25 protein-coding genes are annotated in these 18677 nt (G+C 71.1%); 14 read left to right on the top strand and 11 right to left on the bottom strand.

Translation table 11 applies throughout. The features are described from left to right. Nucleotides 1–90: 90 nt before the first annotated feature. The gene (locus ACZ5GP_RS13105; protein ID WP_468750927.1) at nt 91–915 is read right to left on the bottom strand and encodes a VTC domain-containing protein; all 825 of its coding nucleotides are present in this window, start codon (nt 913–915) and stop codon (nt 91–93) included. Nucleotides 916–1205: 290 nt separating this feature from the next. After that, nucleotides 1206–1589, bottom strand: a complete 384-nt coding sequence (locus ACZ5GP_RS13110) for a hypothetical protein (RefSeq protein WP_468750928.1) — start codon at nt 1587–1589, stop codon at nt 1206–1208. A gap of 501 nt (nt 1590–2090) precedes the next feature. Between ACZ5GP_RS13110 and ACZ5GP_RS13115 the strand changes: the two genes are divergently transcribed. Then, complete coding sequence (locus ACZ5GP_RS13115) at nt 2091–4118, top strand: serine/threonine-protein kinase (protein ID WP_468750929.1); 2028 nt, start codon at nt 2091–2093, stop codon at nt 4116–4118. Between the two features lie 51 nt (nt 4119–4169). Here ACZ5GP_RS13115 and ACZ5GP_RS13120 read toward each other — a convergent pair whose 3' ends face one another. The 4 genes from ACZ5GP_RS13120 to ACZ5GP_RS13135 form a co-directional block, all read right to left on the bottom strand. Continuing rightward, the gene (locus tag ACZ5GP_RS13120; protein ID WP_358590750.1) at nt 4170–4583 is read right to left on the bottom strand and encodes a PIN domain-containing protein; all 414 of its coding nucleotides are present in this window, start codon (nt 4581–4583) and stop codon (nt 4170–4172) included. Beyond that, complete coding sequence (locus tag ACZ5GP_RS13125) at nt 4580–4846, bottom strand: hypothetical protein (RefSeq protein WP_468750930.1); 267 nt, start codon at nt 4844–4846, stop codon at nt 4580–4582. The genes ACZ5GP_RS13120 and ACZ5GP_RS13125 overlap by 4 nt, the downstream gene beginning before the upstream one ends. A gap of 119 nt (nt 4847–4965) precedes the next feature. After that, nucleotides 4966–5796, bottom strand: coding sequence for a hypothetical protein (locus ACZ5GP_RS13130; RefSeq protein WP_468750931.1), 831 nt, complete (start codon nt 5794–5796; stop codon nt 4966–4968). A gap of 163 nt (nt 5797–5959) precedes the next feature. Further along, entirely contained in the window at nt 5960–6358 is a 399-nt protein-coding gene (locus ACZ5GP_RS13135; protein WP_468750932.1) for a hypothetical protein, read from the bottom strand. A 145-nt stretch (nt 6359–6503) separates the two neighbouring features. On the opposite strand from ACZ5GP_RS13135, the gene ACZ5GP_RS13140 reads away from it, so the two are divergent. The 3 genes from ACZ5GP_RS13140 (at nt 6504) to ACZ5GP_RS13150 (ending at nt 8227) form a co-directional block, all read left to right on the top strand. Next, nucleotides 6504–7343 carry a helix-turn-helix domain-containing protein gene (locus tag ACZ5GP_RS13140; RefSeq protein WP_468750933.1) on the top strand — a complete coding sequence of 280 codons (840 nt, stop codon included), beginning with the start codon at nt 6504–6506 and terminating at the stop codon, nt 7341–7343. Beyond that, nucleotides 7340–7633 (top strand): DUF397 domain-containing protein, encoded by a 294-nt coding sequence (locus ACZ5GP_RS13145; RefSeq protein WP_468750934.1) that lies wholly within the window; start codon nt 7340–7342, stop codon nt 7631–7633. Before ACZ5GP_RS13140 ends, ACZ5GP_RS13145 begins: the two co-directional genes overlap by 4 nt. A 75-nt stretch (nt 7634–7708) precedes the next feature. Then, entirely contained in the window at nt 7709–8227 is a 519-nt protein-coding gene (locus ACZ5GP_RS13150; protein ID WP_468750935.1) for a hypothetical protein, read from the top strand. A 19-nt stretch (nt 8228–8246) separates the two neighbouring features. Here the strand turns inward: ACZ5GP_RS13150 and ACZ5GP_RS13155 are convergent, their stop codons facing one another. Together ACZ5GP_RS13155 and ACZ5GP_RS13160 are read right to left on the bottom strand one after the other, a co-directional pair. After that, nucleotides 8247–8855 (bottom strand): Uma2 family endonuclease, encoded by a 609-nt coding sequence (locus ACZ5GP_RS13155; RefSeq protein WP_468750936.1) that lies wholly within the window; start codon nt 8853–8855, stop codon nt 8247–8249. A 158-nt stretch (nt 8856–9013) separates the two neighbouring features. Then, entirely contained in the window at nt 9014–10297 is a 1284-nt protein-coding gene (locus ACZ5GP_RS13160; RefSeq protein ID WP_358587636.1) for an adenylosuccinate synthase, read from the bottom strand. Nucleotides 10298–10493: 196 nt separating this feature from the next. Between ACZ5GP_RS13160 and ACZ5GP_RS13165 the strand changes: the two genes are divergently transcribed. After that, nucleotides 10494–11387, top strand: coding sequence for a diacylglycerol kinase family protein (locus ACZ5GP_RS13165; protein ID WP_468750937.1), 894 nt, complete (start codon nt 10494–10496; stop codon nt 11385–11387). A 533-nt stretch (nt 11388–11920) separates the two neighbouring features. Here ACZ5GP_RS13165 and ACZ5GP_RS13170 read toward each other — a convergent pair. Together ACZ5GP_RS13170 and ACZ5GP_RS13175 are read right to left on the bottom strand one after the other, a co-directional pair. Further along, nucleotides 11921–12175 carry a hypothetical protein gene (locus ACZ5GP_RS13170; RefSeq protein WP_468750938.1) on the bottom strand — a complete coding sequence of 85 codons (255 nt, stop codon included), beginning with the start codon at nt 12173–12175 and terminating at the stop codon, nt 11921–11923. A 24-nt stretch (nt 12176–12199) separates the two neighbouring features. Beyond that, nucleotides 12200–12556, bottom strand: a complete 357-nt coding sequence (locus ACZ5GP_RS13175; protein ID WP_468751272.1) for a helix-turn-helix domain-containing protein — start codon at nt 12554–12556, stop codon at nt 12200–12202. A 359-nt stretch (nt 12557–12915) separates the two neighbouring features. Between ACZ5GP_RS13175 and ACZ5GP_RS13180 the strand changes: the two genes are divergently transcribed. From ACZ5GP_RS13180 to ACZ5GP_RS13210, 7 genes are all read left to right on the top strand, one after another. After that, nucleotides 12916–13227, top strand: a complete 312-nt coding sequence (locus tag ACZ5GP_RS13180; protein ID WP_468750939.1) for a WhiB family transcriptional regulator — start codon at nt 12916–12918, stop codon at nt 13225–13227. After that, nucleotides 13227–13754 carry a hypothetical protein gene (locus tag ACZ5GP_RS13185; RefSeq protein WP_468750940.1) on the top strand — a complete coding sequence of 176 codons (528 nt, stop codon included), beginning with the start codon at nt 13227–13229 and terminating at the stop codon, nt 13752–13754. Before ACZ5GP_RS13180 ends, ACZ5GP_RS13185 begins: the two co-directional genes overlap by 1 nt. Further along, nucleotides 13751–13951 carry a helix-turn-helix domain-containing protein gene (locus ACZ5GP_RS13190; RefSeq protein WP_468750941.1) on the top strand — a complete coding sequence of 67 codons (201 nt, stop codon included), beginning with the start codon at nt 13751–13753 and terminating at the stop codon, nt 13949–13951. Before ACZ5GP_RS13185 ends, ACZ5GP_RS13190 begins: the two co-directional genes overlap by 4 nt. 331 nt (nt 13952–14282) lie before the next feature. Then, nucleotides 14283–14684 (top strand): hypothetical protein, encoded by a 402-nt coding sequence (locus ACZ5GP_RS13195; RefSeq protein WP_468750942.1) that lies wholly within the window; start codon nt 14283–14285, stop codon nt 14682–14684. 130 nt (nt 14685–14814) lie between these two features. Further along, nucleotides 14815–15414 (top strand): phage tail tube protein, encoded by a 600-nt coding sequence (locus ACZ5GP_RS13200; protein ID WP_358587649.1) that lies wholly within the window; start codon nt 14815–14817, stop codon nt 15412–15414. A 149-nt stretch (nt 15415–15563) separates the two neighbouring features. Further along, nucleotides 15564–15854, top strand: a complete 291-nt coding sequence (locus ACZ5GP_RS13205; RefSeq protein WP_468750943.1) for a hypothetical protein — start codon at nt 15564–15566, stop codon at nt 15852–15854. Nucleotides 15855–15862: 8 nt separating this feature from the next. Then, the gene (locus ACZ5GP_RS13210; RefSeq protein ID WP_468750944.1) at nt 15863–16306 is read left to right on the top strand and encodes a hypothetical protein; all 444 of its coding nucleotides are present in this window, start codon (nt 15863–15865) and stop codon (nt 16304–16306) included. A gap of 37 nt (nt 16307–16343) precedes the next feature. Here ACZ5GP_RS13210 and ACZ5GP_RS13215 read toward each other — a convergent pair whose 3' ends face one another. Further along, entirely contained in the window at nt 16344–16922 is a 579-nt protein-coding gene (locus tag ACZ5GP_RS13215; RefSeq protein ID WP_468750945.1) for a hypothetical protein, read from the bottom strand. A 28-nt stretch (nt 16923–16950) separates the two neighbouring features. On the opposite strand from ACZ5GP_RS13215, the gene ACZ5GP_RS13220 reads away from it, so the two are divergent. Both ACZ5GP_RS13220 and ACZ5GP_RS13225 read left to right on the top strand, forming a co-directional pair. Continuing rightward, the gene (locus ACZ5GP_RS13220; RefSeq protein ID WP_468750946.1) at nt 16951–17505 is read left to right on the top strand and encodes a hypothetical protein; all 555 of its coding nucleotides are present in this window, start codon (nt 16951–16953) and stop codon (nt 17503–17505) included. 24 nt (nt 17506–17529) lie between these two features. Next, the gene (locus ACZ5GP_RS13225) at nt 17530–18642 is read left to right on the top strand and encodes a hypothetical protein (RefSeq protein WP_468750947.1); all 1113 of its coding nucleotides are present in this window, start codon (nt 17530–17532) and stop codon (nt 18640–18642) included. Nucleotides 18643–18677 lie beyond the last annotated feature (35 nt).

Consider the following 18677-nt stretch of genomic DNA (forward strand, 5'->3'; position numbering starts at 1 on the left):
GTCCTGTCTGACGTGGGAAGCGGAACCCGACACTGTGTCGCGTGGCGGTGGCGGTGGCAGGGGCGGTGGCCTAGGGCAGCGGCGCTGGCGTCACGTTCCCGGTCCCCTTCCCGTCCGCGCCCCGCGCGGAAACGCCGTCCGTGCCGCCCGGGCCCATCTGCCGCTCCCCAGCTCGGGGCGGACCGCCGCGTACCCCCCGCAGTACTTGGTGAAGTCGGCCACCCGCACCCCGAACCGGTGCAGCACCCGGTCGGCGTCGGTCAGGTGCCCCTCGGTCCTGGTCTTGGTCTCGACGAGGACGAGCCCGCTGTCGGCGGCGGCCGTGCGGCCCGTCGCGGTGTCCCGGACGACCAGCCCCGCGTCGCAGGTGACGCGCTGCCCGTCGGCGACGAACGTGGCCCGCTGGTAGTCGGTCACGAGCGAGCGGATCAGGCCGCGTGGGGCCTCGATGTCGTACGACCCGCGCAGCACGCCGGCGAGGAAGCCCTGCCGCGCCTCGTCCAGGGCGTGGTCGGCGCCTTCGAGCCGCTGGCGGTGCTTGACGGTCTCGCCCCGGCCGCTCTTCAGCTTGACCTCGAACTGCCGCTCCCCGCTGTCGCGGTAGACCCGCTCGCGGATGCGGTAGCGCGGCCGCCGGCCCTGCCGGTGGTCGTGGAAGGTGCCCAGCTCGGGGGTGTCGTAGTACGTCGAGTGGTACCGGAAGCAGCGTCTGCCGCCGATGCTGAGCGCCCGGAAGGGGCCGCGGGGCCGCCGGGGGTCGGTCAGCAGCGCCGCGAGGTCCTCGAAGATCTCGACGGGCACGAGGTAGCTGTTGTCGTGGCGGGCGAGCAGCTCCGCGCGGGCGTTCACCTCGTCCAGCGCGATGGGGTGCGCGGCGAGCGCGGCGCGGGCGATGGCGCGTACGGCGGGGTTCACACGGTCTCCTTCGGGCGGCTGGGGGCGATCGTGCGGGACCGGGTCGTCGGGCGGTCTTCTTTGGGAACTCCCTCGACCGTATCGAAGGTTCCGGCTGGCGGAAGTGAACTTCCACAGACAGGGGGTACGTAGTCGGTCTCACGGACCGTCCAGCCGCGCGGGCTCCCGGTGTCGTACGTCCGCATTATCCTCGCCACGTCGCAAGAGCAGGTCCGCAACGGTGGCTTGTCGACCCCCGTTGCCGGGCAGCCGCGTCTTTCTGGCCGGCCATACCGCAGTACGGCCGGTTGTCAGCCTGCGAACGCATCACGCGCCATGTCGGCCAGCCAAGTAGGACCGTCCCTCTCGATGACGCGCAACGTCGCACGCATGCGCCTGCGGTTGCGAGACGAGGCCACGTTGCGCAGGATCGGCGGCAATCGCAGCAGAGGCCCCTCGGCCTCGCGCCAGGCGCCGATCCGAACGAGGGCATCCAACTCGGCGGTGGCGTAGTACAGCGCTCCGCGGCCCGTCGGGTTGATCGTGTCAACCAACTCACGAGTCCGCTCGAAGCGCGGCACCGCACGTGCCGGTTCAGCCAAGAGCAAGGCGACTTCCGCCTCGTGCCCGGTGACTTCGAGATCGTCGACCCACCAGGACCACTCGGGGTCCCGGGGATCCAGGGAGTCTTCCAAGCTGCTGCGAGCCTTTTCGATCGCCTGTCGTGCCCGTGCCCGGTCACCCGCCGCGGCAAGGGCACGGCTCCGCTGCCGTCCGTGCGCCCGTACCCACGTCTACCGGACGCTCCTCGACCACACGCAGAGCTGTGAGCAGTGCGCCGACGACCTCACCCGCTGCCCCGGCGGCAAAGCGCTGCGCGCGGCCATGAGGACGCTGCGCTGATGAGTAAGGGGAGCCACCGGTCCGTGATCAGCGGTGGGCAGGGGGACGGTACGGTCTGGCGTAGGTCTGACTCCTGGTGATGCAGGGATCAGAGCCGGGCCCGTCCGGTGAGGGGAGTCACCACGGCGCGGTCGCCGGCCGTCTCACGGATGTGTCACAGATTCCGTCGACGGCTGCGGAGAAAGCGCCCATGATGTGGGCTCTACGTAGGTGAGACCTCGTCTGATGGGCCGTGTGTACGGCCCGTAGAGTTCTCACCCTGTTGCACACCAATGGGGGAGGTCGGTGCGGCGATGGAAAAGCTCGGGTCCGGAGATCCGCAGCGGATCGGCGCGTATCGGTTGCTGGCGCGGCTCGGCGCGGGCGGCATGGGGCAGGTGTACCTCGCGCGCTCGGGGCGGGGCCGCACGGTCGCGGTGAAGCTGGTGCGCCAAGAGCTCGCCGAGCAGGAGGAGTTCAGGAACCGCTTCCGGCAGGAGGTGCGGGCCGCGCGGCGGGTCGGCGGCGCGTGGACGGCGCCCGTCCTGGACGCGGACACCGAGGCCGCCATCCCGTGGGTCGCCACCGGGTACGTGGCCGGGCCCTCGCTGCAGACCGTCGTCTCGCGCGACCACGGTCCGCTGCCCGAGCGGTCCGTGAACATCCTGGCGGCCGGGCTCGCGGGCGCCCTGAAGGACATCCACGCGGCGGGCATCGTCCACCGCGACCTCAAGCCGTCGAACGTGCTGGTCACCATCGACGGCCCGCGCGTCATCGACTTCGGCATCGCCCGCGCCCTGGAGACGGTCACCGACGGTGGCCTCACCCGCACCGGCGCGCTGGTCGGCTCGCCCGGTTTCATGGCGCCCGAGCAGGTGCGCGGGGACCGGATCACGCCGGCCTGCGACGTGTTCTGCCTCGGCTCCGTCCTCGCGTACGCGGCCTCGGGCGCGCTGCCCTTCGGCACCGCCAACAGCGGTGTGCACGCGCTGATGTTCCGCATCGCGCAGGAGGAGCCGGACCTGTCCGGACTCCCGGAGAACTTGGCCGAGCTGATCGCGCTCTGCCTGCGCAAGGACCCGGCCTCCCGGCCCACTCTCGACGACGTCCTGGAGCGCACGGGCGCGCAGGACACCCTCGGCGCGGAGGGCCGCACGCTCGATCCCTGGCTGCCGGGCGCTCTCGTCGCCCAACTCGGGCGGCACGCGGTGCAGTTGCTGGACGCGGAGGACCCGGACGAGCCGCGGGTGGCGACCGTCGTGGCCACAGACGGCTCCCCCGACGCCGGCGCGGACGGGTCCAGAGCGAGAGCCGCCGGTTCCGGCGACGCGGGTGCCCCGGGCGCCGGTTCGCCGGACGGGGCGGGATCGTCGGACGGGCCCCCGGCCCCCTCCCCCGAGGCACGGGCCGACGGCGCGGACGCGGCCGTGTCCGCTGCGGCCGCAGCGGCAGCCGCGGCGGCAGCGGCCTCCGGCGGGGCGGCGGGCGGTGGCGGTGCCACTCCCCCGCCCCCCGGAGCGCCCGGCGGCGCGCCGCTCGACCATCTGCCCACCATGGTCGGGGGCCAGGCCCCGCCGCACACGCCGACCCCGCCGCCCATGCCGCCGGCGGGCGCCCCGGCGTACGGCTATCCCCAGCAGGCACAGCAGCACCCGCAGCCCGGCGCCTACGGCTACCCGCAGCAGCCCCCGGCCGGCTTCGGCCCGACGCCGCCCTACGGTCCGGGCATGTACACGCCGCTGCCCGTGCCGCAGGCCGAACCGGCGCGCCGCAGCGGCCGTTCGAGCGCCGCGCTGATCGTCGTCGCGTTGATAGTGGCCATCGGGGCGGGCGGCACCGTCTACGCCGTCATGAACAACAAGGACGACGACACCAAGCGGGGCGACGACGCCAAGAACTCGGCCAGCAGCGGACCCCGGACCCCGGGACCCAGCTCCCCGGAGCCGGATCCGTCCACGTCGCCCACGCCCTCCCCCACCGAGGAGGAGGGCACCGTGCCGGACAAGTACGTCGGCACGTGGTCGGGCGGCCTGGACAACAAGTTCGGCCACCACACGCGCAGTCTGACCATCCAGCAGGGCGAGACCGGGGACACGGCCCTGTCGCTGGTGGCCGAGGGGCCGACGGACGGCGGCGGCACCTACCGCTGCGTCTTCGAGGGCAAGCTGGAGTCCGCGTCCGGCGACCGCCTGCACATCGGGCCCACCGAGATCACGGAGGGGCAGCCGATGTCGGCGTGCACGCCCGGCAAGGCGAGCGTCGTGACGATCCTCGGCAACGGAAAGCTGCGGCGCGCCAACACGGACGGTACGGGGGAGCTGACGTACGACCGGTCCGGCTGAGCGCCCGCCGCGCCGGGGGCGAGACCCCGAGAACCTCGCCCCCGTCGGGCCTCAGCCCTCGATGCGGACGGTTCTGATGCCCGTGCCCCGGTAGCGGTGCGGGGCTCTGGTCAGGACCGGGCGGCCGCGCGGCCACTCGGCCGACGGCAGCGCGAGATGCAGCGCGTGCGCCCCGCCCCAGTCCGCCGCCCCGTCGATCCGCAGCCGCTTGCCGACGGCCGTGGCGCCCGCGAAGTCCAGCTCCGTGATGTCGACGGACGGCAACGATCCGACGTGCTCGGCGACTCCGGCGCGGTCACGCTCGGCGGCCGCGAGGGCCAGGGCCGGTACGTAGACCCGCAGGGCGGGGTCCTTCTCGGCCTCGGCCACGAACCGGGACGCCATCCTGTTGCCCGCGCCCAGCGCCAGGGCGGCGGTGTCGTCGAAGATGACGGCACGCGGCAGCGGGTACTTGTCCTTCTTCACTGGACCTCCCCGATGCGCCCGGCCTCAAGGTCGGCCCAGAGCTGCTCGCCCGCCTTCTCGTCCTCTTCGGTGTAGGGCCCGCCGAGGAAGTGCTCCTCGACGTACGCCTTCGTCTCCTCGTACCGCCGCCGCTGCTCCTCCTTCGTGGGCAGGGCCCCGGCCAGCTGCGCGACCAGGTCACGCATGGTCATCCCACGCTCGCGGGCCAGCTCCATGAGGCGGTCGCGGACGGCGGGGTCAACCTTGATCGTGGTGTCGGCCATGACGACAGTATACCGACGGTATACCGTCTCCGGGCGTTCGAGTGCGATGGTCATGGCACTCCGTTTCTTTCGATGGACCCGGCCGCACGGTCGTGGGCCGGGAGTCTGGTGGCCGCCGGTCAGGCCAGGAGCGGGGCCGACGCGCCCCGCAGCGCCGCTCTGGCCGCCGCCCCGCCGCGCCGTGCCGCCGCGACGAACCCCGGCTGGCCGGGCGCGCGCCGCTCCTCGCCCGCGCGGGGCGTACGCGGCGGAGGCGGCGGCGCGGGCAGCTTGCGGCGCAGGCGGTCCTTGACCAGCGCCGCCGCCGAGTACACCCGGGACGGCAACCCCTGCGTCAACGCGGCCCGCACCACCGCGTCACTCGCGCCGACCGCCCACCACTCCTCCACGAGCGGCGCGAGGCGGACCGCGTCGGCGGCGCCGAGCGCGAGCCGGGGGTCGCGCCTGCCGAGCGAGGCCAGTAGCTGGGCCGCGACGCCCAGCGGTTCGGCGGCGTTCGCGGGTTCGGCGCCGCGCTGCGCCGGCGGCTCCGGGGAGGGAGGTTTTTCTTCCCTGGTCTTTTCTCCCGAAGGGAGAGCGCCCGCCGCCCCGGATGCCGACTCGCCGGGAGCCAGGTTTTGAACTTTTTCCGCGTCACCCTCTGGGGGCTCCTCGTCGTACGGGGCATCGAACACCTCGTAGACGGTGAAGAGTTGGCCCGTCTCACGGTCCTTGTGGACGGCCCGCCGCAGATAGCGGGATTCCTCCAGCTCACGCAGGGCGGCGGCGACCCGCATCCGCCCTTCCTTGCGCTGTTCCGCGAGCGAACGGACCGTGGCACGGGCGCCGTTCGGAAGGCTGAGGAGGTACATCAGTACGCCTGCCGCGCACCAGGAGATGGACCTGTCGCGGAGAAGAGAGTTGGCGAAGCTGGAGAACGCGCGCGTGGGCGTCGTACGATGGATGCGCATTTGGAGGTCTTCGCTCCGGGTGTCGAGCCCCCAGGTGTTCCCGCACCGTGGGGGCAACTTCATGCGCCGCCGACCGGCCGCGCCACTGGCGGCGACTCTATGCCCACGCAAAGTGCCGCGCGCAAGTCTGAACTGGCCTTTGTGCAGGTGGCGTTCATTATCTTCACTCGTGCGAGTTAAGCGCGGTGTGCAGCAGCAGGGTGTGTACGCGGCGGTCCGCGCCGCTGGGGCGGTAGCGCCAACTCAGCGGCCAGGTGTGGCCGTCCAGCGCCGGAACCGGTACGTACGACACGTGTCCCGGCGCGGCGGTCAGGCGCGTGACGCCGTCCGGCCACGGCCGGTGCGACGTGCTGCCGACGGGGACGAGGAAGTACACCCCGCGACGCCCGTTCGCCTCCTCCACGATCGGCCCCGGGTCGCCGCCCGTCAGCCGCGCCAGATCGTCGGCGAGGGCGCGGCCCCGGTCGCCGTCGACTCGTACGGCGTCGAACTGGACGCCCGCCTTGCGGAGTTGGAGGCCGATCGCCGGAATCCAGTCGGCCTGCGCGTTGTGCGTGTTCATGGGTTCAGCCAAGCGGCGCGAGGATAGCTTTTCCATGACTCTGAGTCGACTACCGCGCACGGTCGGAATCGGGCCGAGCGGGGTTGAGACCGGTTGAGATCGGTTGAGATCCGGTGAGTTCGGAATACTTTCGGAGGTGACCTCGATGGCGCGGTCCGCGAACAAGGACGAGGCGGGCGGCGTGACCCACCTCGTCGCCGCCCTGGCCAGGGCCCTGCGGGAGCAGCAGCGGCTCTCCCAGACCGAGGTGGGCGCGATGACCGGTTACACCGGATCGGCGATCAGCGCGATGGAGACGTGCGCGCAGCCACCAAGTGACCAGATGCTGGTCAAATTGGGGGAGACGATCGGCGCGGGGCTCGGTGTCTTCGAGAAGGCCCGCGAGTACGTCCTGATGGACAAGTACCCGCCTCAGTTCAAGGACTTCTCCCTGATGGAGGCGCAGGCGGTGACGTTGTCCTCGTACCAGACGTACGTTGTGGACGGGCTCTTCCAGAGTCAGGACTACGCCCGCGCGCTGATCGGCGGTGGCTATCCGAAACTGTCCGAGGACAAGGTGGAGGAGCTGGTCGAGGCCCGCATGGCCCGCCGAGCCCTCTTCGACCGGCAGCCGACCGCGATGATCGAGCTGATCCTCGACGAGTCCGTGCTGCGGCGGCCCTTCGGGAGCTGGGACATCCTGCGCGGGCAGCTCCGCTCGCTGGCCGAGGACGCGCAACGGGACAATGTCAGCATCCAGGTGATGCCGATGGCGCGTGGGTTGCGCGGCGCCCATGCCGGTGCTCGCGGTGACATGAAGTTGGTGGAGACCAAGGAACACCACCACGTGGTCTACCTGGAGATCGAGGACGAAAGCCACCTCGTCAGCGATCCCACCAAGGCGGCCCAACTCTCCCACCGCTATGCGAAGATCCGAACACAGGCTCTGAGCCCGGACGACTCACTGAGCCTCATCGAGCGGCTGGCAGGAGAAGAACGGTCATGAGCAGCACTCTGCGGTGGTTCAAGTCGAGCTACAGCAACGACAGCGGCGGCCAGTGCCTCGAAGTCGCCTATGAGTGGCGCAAGTCGAGCTACAGCAACGACAGCGGCGGCGACTGCGTCGAAGTCGCCTACAACTGGCACAAGTCGAGCTACAGCGACAGCAGTGGCGGCCAATGCGTCGAGATCGCCCCCGGCGCGACCACGCACGTCCGGGATTCCAAGAATCCCGGGGGCCCCTCCCTCGCCGTCTCGGCGGGGGCCTGGGCCGCGTTCGTCTCCTGGGCCGAGTAGCGCTCCCCCGCGCGGGGGAGAAGGACCGGCCACGGAGGTGATCCGTCGCGCCGCGCTCGCCGCGAGGCTGGAGGCATGACCACCGCAGCCGCACACCAGCGCCCCGCCCGCACCGTCGCCGCCCCGGCGTCCGCCTGGACCGTCCGGGCCGCCCGCTCCCTCTCCCTGCTCGCCCTGCCCGTCTGCGTGTGGCGGCTGCCGTTCGCCTTCGGGTACGGGATGGGCGGCGAGGCCCCGGACCCGGTGTGGTGGAACACGCCGTACGTGCTCGGGCTGAGTCTGCTCACCGAACTCGCCGCGCTGCTGAGCCTCGGCCTCGTACGCCCCTGGGGCGAGGTCTTCCCGGCCTGGCTCCCCCGCCTCGGCGGGCGCCGCGTTCCGCCCGCCGCCGTGATCGTGCCCGGGGCCCTCGCCGGGCTGCTCTTCAGTGCGCTGTGCGCCGACTGGCTCCGCCTGGCCTGCACCGAAGGTCCGGACGCCTGGCCCTACGCCGACGGCTGGAACGTCCTCGCCATGACGGTGAGCGGGCTGATGACGCTGTGGGGGCCGCTGCTGCTCGCTCTTACGTTCGCGTACTACCGGCGTCGGCGGTAGGCGCCGGGGTGCGGTCCTGTCAGGTGCGGTAGCGGGGGAAGTCGCCCGTTTCTACCGACCAGGCGCCCATCTGTACGGTGTCGCCGAACTTGTAGCGACGCGTGTCCCCGTAACGGGGCTCCCCGGCGGACGTGTCAGGCTCGGAGTGCACGGTGATCGTGCCGTCCCGGGGGTCGATGATCACGTAGACCGGGATGCCCATGCGCGGATAGTCGCGGAGCTTGGTGATGTGGTCGTTGCCCGGGTTCGAGGGGGAGACGACCTCGATGGCGACGGACACATCGGGCGCGAACGCGGCGAAGTCTTCCGTGCCCCGCTCGTCCGCCTCCTCGGTCATGACGAGGCAATCAGCGGTGCGGCACAGACCCAGCCCAGGGTGATCGACCCGTGTCTCGGCGAAGGTGACCGCCTTCTCGTCCTGGTTCTCGATCTGACGTACCAACATGCTCACGGTGCGTCCGTGCGGCTTGGAGGGGGACATCATGTGGACGGTGATCTCCTGATTCGCAATGTCTGCCCGCACCAAGTCGCCGCGGCACTCCGCAAAGGCCACGATCTCCTCGACGTACTCGCCGAGCTGCTGATACGTGACCGTCGGCCTGCTCGGCTCCACCGGCTGCGCACTCATCGGCCTACTCCTCGCTCGGGCATGACGGAGATGCCCTTCCACGGTAACGCCGCTCGCTGTCATGTCCGTCAGCCTTCCGGGCATGGCAAAGGGGTGGGTCGCGTTGTGTGCGACCCACCCCTAAGAGTGAGCTGAGCCCCGTTCGCGGGGCGGGCGGATCAGACGAAGGAGTTGATCTCGATCGTCTCCGTGCGGCCCGGGCCCACGCCGATCGCGGAGATCGGGGCGCCGGACATCTCCTCCAGGGCCTTCACGTAGGCCTGCGCGTTCTTCGGCAGGTCCGAGAAGGTCTGGGCCTTGGTGATGTCCTCGGACCAGCCCGGCAGCATCTCGTAGATCGGCTTCGCGTGGTGGAAGTCGGTCTGCGAGTAGGGGAGTTCCTCCACGCGCTTGCCGTCGATCTCGTACGCCACGCAGACCGGGATCTGCTCCCAGCCGGTGAGGACGTCGAGCTTGGTCAGGAAGAAGTCCGTCAGGCCGTTCACGCGGGTCGCGTAGCGGGCGATCGGGGCGTCGAACCAGCCGCAGCGGCGGTCACGGCCGGTCGTCACACCGCGCTCGCCGCCGATGCGGCGCAGGTCCTCGCCGTCCTGGTCGAACAGCTCGGTCGGGAACGGGCCCGCGCCGACCCGCGTCGTGTACGCCTTGAGGATGCCGATGACCCGGCTGATCTTCGTCGGGCCCACGCCGGTGCCCGTGCAGGCGCCGCCGGCGGTCGGGTTCGACGAGGTGACGAAGGGGTACGTGCCGTGGTCCACGTCCAGGAGCGTGCCCTGGCCGCCCTCGAAGAGGACGACCTTGTCCTCGTCCAGCGCGTTGTTCAGGATCAGGGTGGTGTCGGCGACGTACCGCTTGATGTTCTCGCCGTGCTCCAGGAGCTGCTCCACGATCTGCTCCGCCTCGATCGCGCGGCGGTTGTAGAGCTTCGTGAGGAGCTGGTTCTTGATCTCCAGGGCGGCTTCGACCTTCTGCTGCAGGATCGACTCGTCGTAGAGGTCCTGCACGCGGATGCCGGTGCGGTTGATCTTGTCGGCGTACGTCGGGCCGATGCCGCGCCCGGTCGTGCCGATCTTGCGCTTGCCGAGGAAGCGTTCCGTCACCTTGTCGACCGTCACGTTGTACGGCGTGATGATGTGCGCGTTTCCGCTGATCAGAAGCTTCGACGTGTCGACGCCGCGCTCGTTCAGACCGCTCAGCTCGGAGAGCAGGACCGACGGGTCGACGACGACTCCGTTGCCGATGACCGGGACACAGTCCGGGGAGAGGATCCCGGAAGGGAGGAGATGCAGTGCGTACTTCTGGTCGCCGACGACGACCGTGTGGCCGGCGTTGTTGCCGCCCTGGTATCGCACTACATAGTCCACGGAGCCACCGAGCAGGTCAGTGGCCTTTCCCTTGCCTTCGTCACCCCACTGAGCACCGAGCAGCACAAGTGCGGGCACAGGCGTACACCCCTTCCGGGCGGGGCATGTCCAAGGTCAGGGGCCGTCGCCCCCGTATGGGTGTGGCGTGTACGGCCCGAGTGTGCCTCGGATGCTGCCCCGGAATAGACGAAGCCCCTGGCGCAATAGCGCAAGGGGCTCTTGCACAAAGATGCTACCCGAGGTCTCAAAGAACGGCTAAAAGAAAGGGAGCACGTTGTCGGCTCGCGACCAGCTCCTAGTCGTCATCGACCCGGTCGCCCGACGCGCGGACGGCGAGTCGGTACGCATCGCGAAGGACGTGCTCGGTGCGGGGGCGAACCTGCGGATCTGCCTGCCGGACAGTCCCGAGGACTTCACGAAAGCGCTGGCCAGGCGGGGTGCGCGGCGGCCGGTGGTGATCGGCGACGACCGTGCGCTGCTGCGGGCCGTCCAGGCCTTGCACCGGGAGCGGGGGCTGGCCCGCGCCACGCTCTCCCTCGTGCCCGTCGGGGCCGCGCAGACGCTCGCGCGGGCGCTCGGGGTGCCCGCCGGGGCGGTCGCCGCGGCGCGGGCCGTCCTGGACGGGGCCGAGCGGCGGCTGGATCTGCTGGTGGACGAGAGCGATGGGGTGGTGCTGGGGGAGTTGCGGATTCCGCCTGTGGGGGTGGGGGCGGTGCCGGCGGCGGGCGCGGGTGCGGGGGCGCGGGTTGGGCTGTCCCGTCTTTCCGTGGGTGTGTCCCCGGCCGGTGCCGGTGAGGGGCACGCTTGGCTGCGGACCTGCCAGTCCTTCGTACGGACTCTGGCCGCGCGGCCCTCGCGGGTGGCGGCGGTGGCGGGGGTGGGGCCTTCGCGGTTGCGGGTCGAAGCGGACGGCGTCACGTTGATCGACCTGGACCAGCCTGTCGAGGGCGTGCGGATCAGTGCGGGGGAGGGTGGGCTGGCGCGGGTCGAGGTGCGGCCGGTCTCCGTGGGGGCGGAGGCGGGGCCTCTGGGGGTGTGGGCGCGGGCCGTCACCGTTTCTGGGGCGGATTTTCGCTTTTGTGCGGATGCGGTGGTTGGGGGGCCTGTCCGTACGCGGACCTGGACGGTTCGGGCGGGGGCGTGGGGGTTGACGTTGCCTCGGGGGTGAGGTCTGGGGGTGCGGGGGGTCTTTGGGGGTTTTGCGCAGTTCCCCGCGCCCCTGGGGTGGGCCTCGGGCCTGTTGGTCGGGTGCGGGTTCGTGGGGGGCCGCGCAGTTCCCCGCGCCCCTGGGGGTGGGTTTCTCGGTGCGGGTCGGTGGGGGTTTTGCGCAGTTCCCCGCGCCCCTGGAGGGTGGGCCTTGCGCTCGTTGGTCAGGTGCGGGTGCGTTGGGGTTTTGCGCAGTTCCCCGCGCCCCTGGAGGGTGGGCCTTGCGCTCGTGGTCAGGTGCGGGTGCGTTGGGGTTTTGCGCAGTCCCCCGCGCCCCTGGAGGGTGGGTCTTGCGCTCGTGGTCAGGTGCGGGTGCGTTGGGGTTTTGCGCAGTTCCCCGCGCCCCTGGAGGGTGGGCCTTGCGCTCGTTGGTCAGGTGCGGGTGCGTTGGGGTTTTGCGCAGTTCCCCGCGCCCCTGGAGGGGGTGGGTGTCGGGCTCGTTCGTCGGGTGCTGGTGCGTTGGGGTTTTGGGCCGTTCCCCGCGTTCCTCGGGGGCTAGGGGGTGGGGTTGGTGGCTTGGGCGTGTTCGGTCCAGCCTTCGCGGAACCAGCGCAGGCGGGTCTGCTGGGCCTCGTCCTCCGTGATGATCCGTACGCCCTCCACGCCGGCCTCCTGGATCTTCGTACCCAGTTCGACGAGCAGGCCGCCGAGGAGGAACGCCAGTTCCTCCGACGTGCAGGCGTGGCCCTCGCCGCGTTCGCCGTCGCGGCGCGGGTGGCCCGACGGTCCCTCCGATTCGTCAGTCGGCATGTTCGCGCTCCTTCTGTGCCCCTGCTATTCGTCCTGCGGCAGGAACGCCTTCGTGACGCGCACGAAGACCGCCTGCAATTCCGTCGGGACCCCCATCCGCCGAGCCGCCTCCTCTGGGCTCAGCCGTCGGGGGGCGTCGGCGTCCCCGCCCCGCGGGGCCGTGATCGGCAGGTCGCTCTCGGAGAGGCGGCCCGAGCGGATCAGCATGTCCCGCAGCGGCACACCGAGCACCGTCGCCAGCCGCCGCATCGTCTCCAGGTCCGGCATGCTCTGCCGCTGCACGAGCCGGCTGACCGCCGCCCGGTGCACGCCCGCGTCGTCCGCCAGCTTCGACTTGCCGCCACCGCGCGGGCTGTCGATGTCGTAGCCGCGCTCGCGCATCACACCCTCGATCCACTCGGCGAACTCCTCCAGTTCGTCCGCTCGATTCCGGCCACTGTCCCGGATCTGTCCGTCGTGGTCGTTGCGGGCGCTGGCCCGCGGGCTGGACACCATGTCGTCGCTCTCCCCTCGTCGCAGGGGGAGCGTATCGATCGCGCGCGCACGGACATACGTGCGCGCCAGCGCGTTGCCGGGAAGTTCCGGCCGGGTGCCACCGGACGTTTCTTTCTGGCCATCCCTCTCGTCACTCCGCTCACTCGCCACGCCATTTTTAGTTGCGCCTGCGCACACAGCGTGGAACTCTGATCACGCATCGCCCTTTCGAACATACGTTCGCATACCCTGCGGAGGGATTGCGCATGCCTCAACGGACAGCTGTCCCCGCACTTGCTCTGAACAGCGCGTTTCCTCGTACGGAAGCTCCCCTGGACGAAGCTCTCGATTGGCGCAGAGACGCCGCCTGTGTCGATATCCCCCAGCAGTACGTCTTCACCCGCACCCTCGCCGAGGCCGCGCCGGTATTGCGCGCCTGCAATCAATGTCCGATCCGGCGCGAGTGCGAGGCCGTCGTCGATCCGTCGCACAGCTGGTTCGACGGGGTCAGCGGCGGGCGGCTCTGGCGCAACGGCCGCGCGGTCAAGCCCCGCAAGCCGGCCGCCGGGAGGCCGTGATGAGTGACGCGAACAGCGCGGTCGACCGCGCGGCCCGCTGGATCGACTCCCTGCGCCGCCGCTACCCCCTGCTCCTGGCGGAGCTGACGCCCGGCACCGGACGGACCCTGCGTGAGGTGCGCGGCGGTGGACCCGCCGCGTCCGACGTCGCCCCGGTCCGCCTGTACGTCAGCGACGCCCTGCGCGACATCGGTGACGGCGTGACCGAGCTGGAGGAGGCCGTACGCGACCGGCTCGGCCTGCGCCGCATCTCCGCCGCCCCGGTGCCGGTCCGGCTGCGCCGGCTCGGTGAACTCCTCGACTCCGTGGCGGAGTTGCCCGACCTCGCGGCGCACGTCGAGGAGGAGGCGCGCCGGATGGCCCACCGCTGCGCCCGCGCCCTCGGGGACCCCGAGCAGCTGGTGCGGCTCCCCGGACGCTGCCCGGCCTGCGACTGCGTCTCGCTGCGGGCGTTTCCGGAGCGGGGGATCGCGATGTGCGTGAATCCCCCGTGCCGGCACGTGCTCGACGAGGAGGGGACACCGTGAACACGCCGCTGATCTCGGGCGACCTCGCCGCCGACGAGGCCGACGTCTCGCCCGCCACCATCCGCAAGTGGGTGCAGCTCGGCCATCTGAAGGCCGCCGGGCGGCAGGGGCGGCGGTCCCTGTACCGCCTGGAGGACGTCTTCGCCGCCGAGCGCGCCGTCCGCCGGACACGGGCGGCGGCCCGGCCGCCCACGTAAGCCGCCTAAGCCGCGTGCGGCCCGTCAGCCGCGTGCGGCGCGCGTGGCGCCTCAGCCGCGTCAGCCGCGTCAGCCGCGTGAGAGAAACGTAGGAACGAGGGGTCCCGCACCCAAGAGGTGCGGGGCCCCTCGTGCGTACCGGCAGCGAGCCCCTCGCGTACTTCGCCACCGGGGGCTCAACCCGGCCCTCGTACAAGCCGGTTGCGGGAACGGGCCCCCTGGATCACACTTGGAGCAGCGGCAGAGCTGCGCCCCCGGCGAGGGGCGGCGGACCTGCCGCTTTGTGTTGCCCGCACTCGTCCCATCCCCTCCGATGACAGGGAGTGTCCATGTGGCCATCCTGACCTTTCCCGACGCGGAACGGCTCGTCGTCGACTTCCTCAAGACCCGGGCGGAGCTCGCCGGTTCGGACGTCGACAACCGGCCGCCCCCGGGATTCGACGGCACCCAGAAGGCCGTCCTCGTCTCGCGCGTCGGTGGCGCGTGGGTCGACGACCGGCATCTCGACCAGCCCCTCCTCGACCTGGAGGTCTACGGTCCGGACAAGACCACCGCGCACGGCGTCTCCCTCGCCGCCCGCGCCTGTGTGCTCGAACTGACCGGCACCTCGTACGGCGGGGCCGTCGTCACCGACGTCACCGAGACGGACGGACCGCGCTGGCTGCCCGACTACAACCGCCCGGCGGGAAGCCGGTACCTGTCGACGGTACGGGTGTCGATCCGGCCCCAGTGAGCACCACGCCCTACCCGCTACGCACTACACGCACCGCACGCAGTTCCAGGCCCTGCCCCATCCCGGCGGGGCCTTCGTCGTGTCCGGGACCGTCGTCCCGCGACCAACCGCACCCATCTGAGGAGTACGCATGGCAGGCAACAACGGCAAGGAGATCCGCGTCGCCGGTACCGGACGCGTCCTGATCGCCCCCGCCGGCACCGACGCCCCGGCCAACGCCACCGTCGACTGGGACACCACCAAGTGGACGGACCTCGGTTACACCACGACCGACGGCATCAAGTTCAACAAGAAGGACAAGATCGACCCGGTGGACACCTGGCAGTCGGTGAGCCCGGCGCGGTTCATCTACTCCGACCGCGACCTCACCGTGAAGTTCCAGCTGCTCCAGCTGAACAAGGCGACCCTCGCCTTCTTCATGGGCGGCGGCGAGGTGAAGGCGGTGACCACTGCGCCGGGGACCGTGGTGGAGAACGAGCTCAAGGAGTTCTCGTACGACCTCGCCAACACGCCGACCCCGGACGAGCGGGCGCTCGGCATCGAGTTCGTCGACGGCGCGTCGAAGTACCGCTTCGTGGTGCCGCGCGGCCAGGTCACCGAGACCGAGGAGATCGGCCTGACCCGGACCGGCGCGGTGAAGCTGGGCGTGACCTTCACGGCCCTCGCCAAGGACGACCGGGCCCCGCTGGCCAGTTTCCGCATCAAGGAACTCGCCACGTCCTACGCGTGAGCCGACCGAGGCACACGAGGCCCGCCGCCGACGCCTGTTGACGGCGAGCAACCGGCGGTCGCGCTCGTACGCGACCGCATAGGATCCCCGCGACGCCCGGCCCGTGCCCCCCAGCACGGCCGGGCGTCGCCCTGCCCAAGGAGACAACCGTGGCCGGCTTCAACGTCAACGCCGCCCGCGCCCAGCGCCTCGAAGCGCTCGGCCGGGCCTGGACCTTCGAGCTCGACTCCGAGACCTTCGAGCTGCCGACCGAACTGACCCGCGCCACCGCGCGCGAGCTGCGGGACCTGGACGACAACGACGTGGACGGACTGCTCGAACTGCTCCTGGGCGAGCAGCAGTTCGCCCGCTTCGAGCGTCACGACGTCACGATGCAGGACATCGCGGCGATCCTGGAGGCGTACGGCAAGGAGACCGGGCTCGGCCTGGGGGAAGGCTGAGCCTCGGCGTGTTCGTCGACGAACACGCCGAGGCCCTTGAGGCGGACCTGCTGCGCCACTACGGCCTCGACCTGCTGGACTGGCACCGCGGCAGGCTCTCCTCGCGCCGCCTCGCGCTCCTGATCCGGCACCTGCCCCGGGACAGCGCGGTGGCCCGCGAGACGGAGGGGGAGGCGGCGGAGTGGGCGGTGGGGGACTATCTCCTCGCCCATGTGGTGGACCAACTGGCGGACGCCAACTGGATGTTCGCCACGGTCAACCGGGACGAGGACGCGGATCCCCTGGAGCCGCCGAAGCCGGTGCCGCGGCCGGGTACGGCCGACGCGGCGGCCACCGGGGACGCCCCTGAGCCCGCCACCGCCCCCGGCGCAGGCCCCGCTCCCGCCCCGGACGACGTCCCCGCGCCCGTCGCGAGGCCGACCGCCGATCAGCTGGCCGCCTTCTTCTCCTGACGAGCGGAAGCCGCCTGGTCGCACCGGTCGTCCCCCGTCACCTCCGGCGCAGGGTCACCTTCCACGGGGGCAGGGAGCCCCACCGCAGCGCGCCCCCGTGGCCGCCGCCCACGGCGACGAGTCCCGGGCCCGGGATGACGATCGTGCCGCGGAACTTGCCCGTGTGCTCGATCAGCTTCCTTTCCCCGCGCCCTTGGAAGTCGTAGAGCCAGACGGAACCGTGGCCCTCGAAATCGACGTCCGCCTCCGTCTTTTCCCCGTGGTGGGCATAGACGCGGGAAGTGTTCCCGGCATTCTCCGGCGCCAGCGGGGGCGCGTCCGACAGTTCACCGAGGGATATGTGCCAGCGCCCCGGCCTGTGCACACCGTCGGATATGGCGAGCCGGTGGTATTGCGCCGGAATCACCAGGTGGGCCCGGTCCTTTCCCCACCCGGACTCCCCGACGCGTTCCCGGAGGGTGATGCCGCCCTCCGTGTAATCACCGTCGATCGAGAAGCCCCGCCCGAACGCTCTGCCCCAGGCCTCCGCGAGCAGGACCTTTCCGGAGCGAGAAGCCGGTATGTCGAACTCGTCCCTTCCGCGTCCGGAGAAATACCCCGACGAACTATCGGACATTCAGGAACCTTTCGAGAGGAAATGCCAGATGAGCGAAGGTGACGTGAAGCCGATCAAGGACAGGGTGACAGACCTTGAGAAGCAGATCCAGGAGTTCACGACCAAGTTCGAACACGGCTGGGCCAAAGGGGAAACGGTCGGCGCGGCGGGTGCCGCCACGGGTGCGGCCGCGTCCCTGACCGGAGTCTCGGGCGAGGCCACCCTCCTGTCCGGCGGCTTCAAGCTGGCGAACTTCGAATACGACTTCATGGCCGAGAGGGAGAAGAAGAAGCTCAGAAGTCTCCGCCAGTTGCCGGATCAGCTGGCCGAGGACATCGGTGCCGCCAAACGCCTGGCCAACGAAGGAAAAGAGGCGGCCGGCCGCGTCGACCGACGGGTGAGCGACCTCTCCCGCGACGTCGACCAGAAGCTCCGCCGCAAAGCCGACCTCTCCGAGGTACGGCAGGCCAACAGCCGGCAGAACAGTCAGCTCGAAGGGCTGCGGAGCAGTCAGGTCAGCGCGCTGCGCCGCGAGGCCACCCAGGCGAACGCCGCCGTGCAGCACCTGAACGACGAGATCACCCGGCTCAATTCCCGCTTCTGACGCGGCGAGCGAGGAGAAGACACCATGGGACTGAACCAGTCCATAGGAACCGCGGCCACCCAACTGGGCCGCCTGCGCGGGGCGGCCCGCCAAGCCGCGTCCGAGATCGGCACGTTGGGCAAGTCGACCGGGACGGCCGCGAGGTCCGTCGGCACCCTCGGTCGGCCGGCCGGCACCGCCGCCACCGCCGTCGGCAAGCTCGGCACGTCCTCCGGGACCGCCGCCACCGCCGTGGGACGGCTGCGCACCTCCGCCAACAACAGCGGCGGCGCCGTACGCCAACTGAACACCGGCCTGCGAACCGCCGACGGAGCCCTCTCCAAGGCCCGCAAGGGAAGCGACGGCTTCAAGAAGGCCCTGGACGGGCTGCGCGGCGCCGCCAACCGCACCAGGACCGCCCTGCGCGACGTGCAGCGCCAGGCCGACGCCGTCGAGAAGTCCGTCGGCAAGGCCGGCAAGAACGCCGACAAGGGCGGCAAGTCCATGGGCGGGCTCGGCAAGGGCCTCAAGGGGGCGAGCGTGGCCCAGAAGGGGCTGAACCTCGCCATGGCGGCCAGCCCGTTCGGGCTGATCATGACCCTGGCCGCCCCGCTGATCGCCCAGTTCGTGAACATGGACAAGGTCACCGCCGCCCTCAAGCGGGGCATGACCGCCGCCTGGAACGGCATCAAGTCCGGCACCCGCTCGGCCGTCGACTTCATCAAGCCGCTGGTCAAGGGCCTCGGCAATCTCATCCTGGCGCCCATCCAGGGGCTGGCGTCCGCCCTGAACGGGGTGTTCGGCGTCCTCGCCGGGATCAAGATCTCCATTCCGAGCTGGGTGCCGAAGTGGGGCGGCAAGTCCTTCGGGTTCCCGCGCCTGCACGTGCCCGTCCCGCACCTCGCCCAGGGCGGCGTCGTGCGCGCGCGAAGCGGCGGCACCCTCGCCCTCGTCGGTGAGGCCGGCGAGTCCGAGGCCGTCATCCCGCTCTCCCGCCTGGAGAGCATGATCGGCCGCGGCGGCGGCAACACCGCCGCCCTGCGCCGCCTCGCCGACGTCATGGAGCGGCTCGCCAAGCGGCCCGTGCACGTCGACGTCGACTCGCAGACCATCGCCCGCGCCGTCTTCGCCGGGCAACGCGCCCTCGCCCGCAGGTAACCGCGCGGCCCGCCGTAGGCCCGTACGCCGTATGC

The organism is Streptomyces sp. NPDC031466 (genome assembly GCF_055581265.1).

Coding starts and splice junctions, on each gene's coding strand:
- ACZ5GP_RS13175 (WP_468751272.1), bottom strand. CDS start 12,556: ATGCGCGAGCGCGGCTACGACATCGACAGCCCGCGCGGTGGCGGCAAG.
- ACZ5GP_RS13145 (WP_468750934.1), top strand. CDS start 7,340: ATGAGCAGCACTCTGCGGTGGTTCAAGTCGAGCTACAGCAACGACAGC.
- ACZ5GP_RS13155 (WP_468750936.1), bottom strand. CDS start 8,855: ATGAGTGCGCAGCCGGTGGAGCCGAGCAGGCCGACGGTCACGTATCAG.
- ACZ5GP_RS13115 (WP_468750929.1), top strand. CDS start 2,091: ATGGAAAAGCTCGGGTCCGGAGATCCGCAGCGGATCGGCGCGTATCGG.
- ACZ5GP_RS13150 (WP_468750935.1), top strand. CDS start 7,709: ATGACCACCGCAGCCGCACACCAGCGCCCCGCCCGCACCGTCGCCGCC.
- ACZ5GP_RS13220 (WP_468750946.1), top strand. CDS start 16,951: ATGAGCGAAGGTGACGTGAAGCCGATCAAGGACAGGGTGACAGACCTT.
- ACZ5GP_RS13185 (WP_468750940.1), top strand. CDS start 13,227: ATGAGTGACGCGAACAGCGCGGTCGACCGCGCGGCCCGCTGGATCGAC.
- ACZ5GP_RS13135 (WP_468750932.1), bottom strand. CDS start 6,358: ATGAACACGCACAACGCGCAGGCCGACTGGATTCCGGCGATCGGCCTC.
- ACZ5GP_RS13140 (WP_468750933.1), top strand. CDS start 6,504: ATGGCGCGGTCCGCGAACAAGGACGAGGCGGGCGGCGTGACCCACCTC.
- ACZ5GP_RS13170 (WP_468750938.1), bottom strand. CDS start 12,175: ATGCCGACTGACGAATCGGAGGGACCGTCGGGCCACCCGCGCCGCGAC.
- ACZ5GP_RS13225 (WP_468750947.1), top strand. CDS start 17,530: ATGGGACTGAACCAGTCCATAGGAACCGCGGCCACCCAACTGGGCCGC.
- ACZ5GP_RS13180 (WP_468750939.1), top strand. CDS start 12,916: ATGCCTCAACGGACAGCTGTCCCCGCACTTGCTCTGAACAGCGCGTTT.
- ACZ5GP_RS13215 (WP_468750945.1), bottom strand. CDS start 16,922: ATGTCCGATAGTTCGTCGGGGTATTTCTCCGGACGCGGAAGGGACGAG.
- ACZ5GP_RS13125 (WP_468750930.1), bottom strand. CDS start 4,846: ATGGCCGACACCACGATCAAGGTTGACCCCGCCGTCCGCGACCGCCTC.
- ACZ5GP_RS13130 (WP_468750931.1), bottom strand. CDS start 5,796: ATGCGCATCCATCGTACGACGCCCACGCGCGCGTTCTCCAGCTTCGCC.
- ACZ5GP_RS13200 (WP_358587649.1), top strand. CDS start 14,815: ATGGCAGGCAACAACGGCAAGGAGATCCGCGTCGCCGGTACCGGACGC.